Here is a 3,771-nt window from a genome sequence, read left to right on the forward strand (position 1 = left end):
TTTCGAAACCGAGGTGAAGACGGTGCGCGCCCACCGCAAGAAACGCGGACTGAAGCATGTGATCTGGCTTGGCCTCGCGCGCTAATTCGCAAGGCGCGTGGCGGGCAGAAAGCGCTGCCGGGCTGTTGACCCGTTCGCCGATCTTAACCATACAGTGTAGAAGGCATGCCATTGTCCGCAGCGTGCGCTGAGACCAAACGGGACGTTGCTCTTTCATGGAAGGCAAACTGAGACGCATTCTCCGCTTCATGGAACTGACCGACGTGTTTTTCGCGGTATTCGATGAAGAAGACAGGCTGCTCTTCGCCAACCGTAAGTACCGGGAAACCTTCTTTCTCGAAGAGGAGGAACATCCGTACTGGCCCGATCTGATGCGCCGCAATTTCCATGCACGCCGCGGCACGGTGATCTCCAGCCCCGATTTCGAGCTCTGGCTGAAGGGCACGCTGTCGAGGCGCGGCAAGGTGCCGTTCCGCGCCTTCGAGACCGACGTGCATGACGGCACCTGGCTGTGGATGACGGAAACGGTGGACGAGGACGGGTGGATGCTATGCCTTGCAAGCGACATCACGCCGCTTCGCGCGCAGGGGCGGACGCTGCGGCAGGAACGCGACATCGCGCTCAGGTCCTCGCTGACGGACGATCTGACGGGCATCGCCAATCGCCGTTTCCTGATGGAGCGGCTTGTCGACATGATCGAGCGCGAGGCGGAGACGACAGGGAGCCCGCCAGGTTGTTTCGCCATCCTGGATGTCGACAACTTCAAGCAGGTCAATGACCGCTTTGGCCACGCTTACGGCGACCGCCTGCTGGTCGGCTTCGCCCAGAAAATCTCGACGCTGGTCCGGCGCATCGACTGTTTCGGCCGCCTCGGCGGCGAGGAGTTCGGTCTCGTCCTGCCGCGCATGACGCCGCCGGAGGCCGCAGGCGCGGTCGAGACGATGCTGGAGGCGGTGAGCGCGCTCAGGCCGTTTTCCGAACACCCGGATTTCAGCTATTCCTTTTCCGCCGGCATTGCGCCCGCAACCTGCCGCGAGGATCAGGCCGATCTCTATGCCCGCGCCGACGCGGCGCTCTACAAGGCGAAGCGCGCCGGGAAGAACAGGGTCTGTCTTTCCGATTGAGGGCGTTATGAAGGGGCTTCGCCTGTCCGTCCGCGGCGAAGGAAATTGACCTTCGTGCGCGTCGCGGTTACATAAAGCCCGCGCGGGACGACCTGCGTCTTCTGTCACAATCCGGGACGGCCCGGCCACTCTTGATCAAAAGGAGGGCCGTGTCATGGCCTGGTTCATGCTTGCAATCGCCGGCGTTCTTGAAATCGTCTGGGCTTTCTCGATGAAAAAGTCCGCAGGCTTCACCCTTCCCGGTCCCACGCTCGTCACCGTCGTCGCGGCCGCTGCAAGCTTCGCGCTGCTGTCGGTTTCCATGCGCGCGCTGCCGCTCGGCACGGCTTATACGATCTGGACCGGCATCGGCGCCGTCGGCGCGTTCGCCATCGGAGTTGCGGTTCTCGGCGAAGCGGCGACGCCGGGCAGGCTCATTGCGGCGGCGTTGATCATTTCCGGAATCGTGGTGATGAAGCTGTCGGAAGGGTAGGCCACCGTGGCCGGATGCCGGTTTCCTTTGCCCGCTTCCGCGATCGCGGCTCTTTCGCGCGGCTGCCGTCGCGTCAGCGGTTCACTTCGAACTCGCCTTCGACATAGTCGAGCGCCGGCCTGCGGAAACCCATCGCCGCCCAGGCGGCCATGAGGCGAAAGAAGAAAGACGCCGAATAGGTCTTCAGGTTCGGCACGTCGTCCGGCGGCGATGACGGATCGTCGAGCGTGCCGGCCATTGTTCTCAACTGCAGCGGGGGCAGGGCGCCCTCCGGCCAGAGGACGCCGTAGAGGTCGACCCAGTGGCCGACCGTGACGTCGAGCAGGACCGGCGTGTTGCAGCAGACCGCGACGGCGCGCCGGGTCCTTGTCCTGTCGTTCAGCCGGAACGCACGCAGGTTCTCTGCGCCCCTTATGCAGCGCACCCGGTCCTTGCGGTAGACTTCCATGCGCGTGCCGCCCGACGCTTCCCGCAGGCGCGGAGCCCCGGGAAGGCCTTCCATGATTTCGGCGGCTGTCCGGCATGAGCTGCACAGGCATTCGGCGCTCATGATCGGCGCGTCCTCCGCCTCCATGACCACGCCGCCACAGCGGCATTGCACCCTCACTGTCCTTGCCATCGGCACGCCTCCTTTCCTCCGGGATGCCGGGCTACTGCCTGTTCCTCAGCGCATCGCGGATTTCGAGCAGCACGTCCAGTTCGCTCGGGCCGGGCGGCGGGGCCGCTGCGGCTTCGGCTTCCGCCTGCTTCTTCGCCTTGCGTTCGGCTGCGGCGCGCACGCGGTTGATGGTCTTGACCAGCAGGAAGACGACGAAGGCAATGATGAGGAAGTTGATGACGGAGGTGACGAAGGCGCCATAGGCGAAGATCGCCGCGCTCGAATCGCGCGCGTCGGCCAGGCTCGCGCCATCGGGAACCGTGCCGTTCATCACGAAATACATGTCTGAAAAATCGATGCCGCCGATGATCAGCCCGATGATCGGGTCAATGATGTCGGCCACCAGCGAGCGGACGATCGCGGTGAACGCCGCGCCGACGATAATGCCGACGGCCATGTCCACGACATTGCCTCTCGCAATGAAATCCCTGAATTCCTTGAGCATGAAACCTCCATCCTTGCCGATCTCGTCCGCTGCGGGAGGACAAGGTTAGGCGATTGCGCGGGAAGGTTCCATACGCTCCGGGTTGAAAGGGGAATTCGAGCCGCCTATTCCACAGGCTCCTCGACGTCTGCCCGTTCCCAGCCCTTGCCCGTCAGGTGCTCCTGCGGCCGGAAGCGCTTCTTGTAGTCCATTTTCCGCGAGCCTTTGACCCAGTAACCGAGATAGACGTAGGGAAGGCTGAGCCTTCTGGCGCGCGAGACATGATCGACGATCATGTAGCTGCCGAGAGAGCGTTTCACATAGGCCGGGTTGAAGAAGGAATAGACCATCGACAGCCCGTCAACAAGGATATCGGACAGCGCCACGGCAACGAGCTCGCCCTCTTCGCCGAGACGGCCGGTTGAAACGCGGTATTCGAACAGCCGCGTCTCCACATGGGTTTCCTCGACCATCACCGCGTAATCGTCGATCGTCATGTCGGCCATGCCGCCGCGCTGGTGGCGGCTGTCGAGATAGGTGCGGAACAGGTCATACTGCTCGGCCGTGGCGATGGCCGGGCGTTCCGTCGTCACGAGGTCGCTGTTGCGGGAACATATCTTGCGCAGGGAGCGCGGCGTCTCGAACTCCCCGGCCACGATCCTGACGGAAACGCAGGCGCGGCAGTTCTCGCAGGCCGGCCGGTAGGCGATGTTCTGCGAGCGCCGGAAGCCGCCCTGGGTGAGAAGGTCGTTCATCTCGTTGGCGCGCGGCCCGACGAGATGGGTAAAGACCTTGCGCTCGCGCTCGGCCTCCAGATAGGGGCACTGCGCCGGCGCGGTCAGGTAAAACTGCGGTGAAAGCGTGGCTTGCGTGTTCATGACCGGCACAACATGCGTTGGACAATTGACCCTAGCATGGCGCAATCGGAAAAAAGGTCAACCGTGCCCGGTATGCTTCACATCGCTTCCTCGCGCACCACCACGGCGCCGACGAGGAAATCATGCAGCAGGCGCTTGCGGTCGGTAAAAAGGCCGACCAGCAGGACGAGCGGCGTCAGCACCGAGTTGAACAGCCAGAACAGCGCCAGATGCAC

At 63.4% G+C, this 3,771-nt stretch carries 5 protein-coding genes and 1 pseudogene; 2 read left to right on the plus strand and 4 right to left on the minus strand.

Annotated features, from left to right (window positions below; genetic code table 11):
• The first annotated feature begins 215 nt into the window (after positions 1–215).
• Positions 216–1,124: a sensor domain-containing diguanylate cyclase gene (locus AC5DC2_RS21025; protein WP_024709094.1), complete on the plus strand. Its 909-nt coding sequence runs from the start codon at positions 216–218 to the stop codon at positions 1,122–1,124.
• Positions 1,125–1,278: 154 nt separating this feature from the next.
• Entirely contained in the window at positions 1,279–1,596 is a 318-nt protein-coding gene (locus AC5DC2_RS21030) for a DMT family transporter (protein ID WP_491699899.1), read from the plus strand.
• Positions 1,597–1,669: 73 nt separating this feature from the next.
• Here the strand turns inward: AC5DC2_RS21030 and AC5DC2_RS21035 are convergent, their stop codons facing one another.
• The 4 genes and pseudogenes from AC5DC2_RS21035 to AC5DC2_RS21050 form a co-directional block, all read right to left on the minus strand.
• Complete coding sequence (locus AC5DC2_RS21035; protein ID WP_491699900.1) at positions 1,670–2,215, minus strand: GFA family protein; 546 nt, start codon at positions 2,213–2,215, stop codon at positions 1,670–1,672.
• Between the two features lie 31 nt (positions 2,216–2,246).
• Positions 2,247–2,699, minus strand: a complete 453-nt coding sequence (gene mscL, locus AC5DC2_RS21040; RefSeq protein WP_024709097.1) for a large conductance mechanosensitive channel protein MscL — start codon at positions 2,697–2,699, stop codon at positions 2,247–2,249.
• 104 nt (positions 2,700–2,803) lie between these two features.
• A complete protein-coding gene (locus AC5DC2_RS21045; RefSeq protein WP_024709098.1) occupies positions 2,804–3,556 on the minus strand; it encodes an arginyltransferase in 753 nt (250 codons plus the stop codon).
• Positions 3,557–3,633: 77 nt separating this feature from the next.
• Positions 3,634–3,771: pseudogene (locus tag AC5DC2_RS21050) on the minus strand (RDD family protein); the annotation flags it as partial.

The organism is Martelella sp. (genome assembly GCF_984369615.1).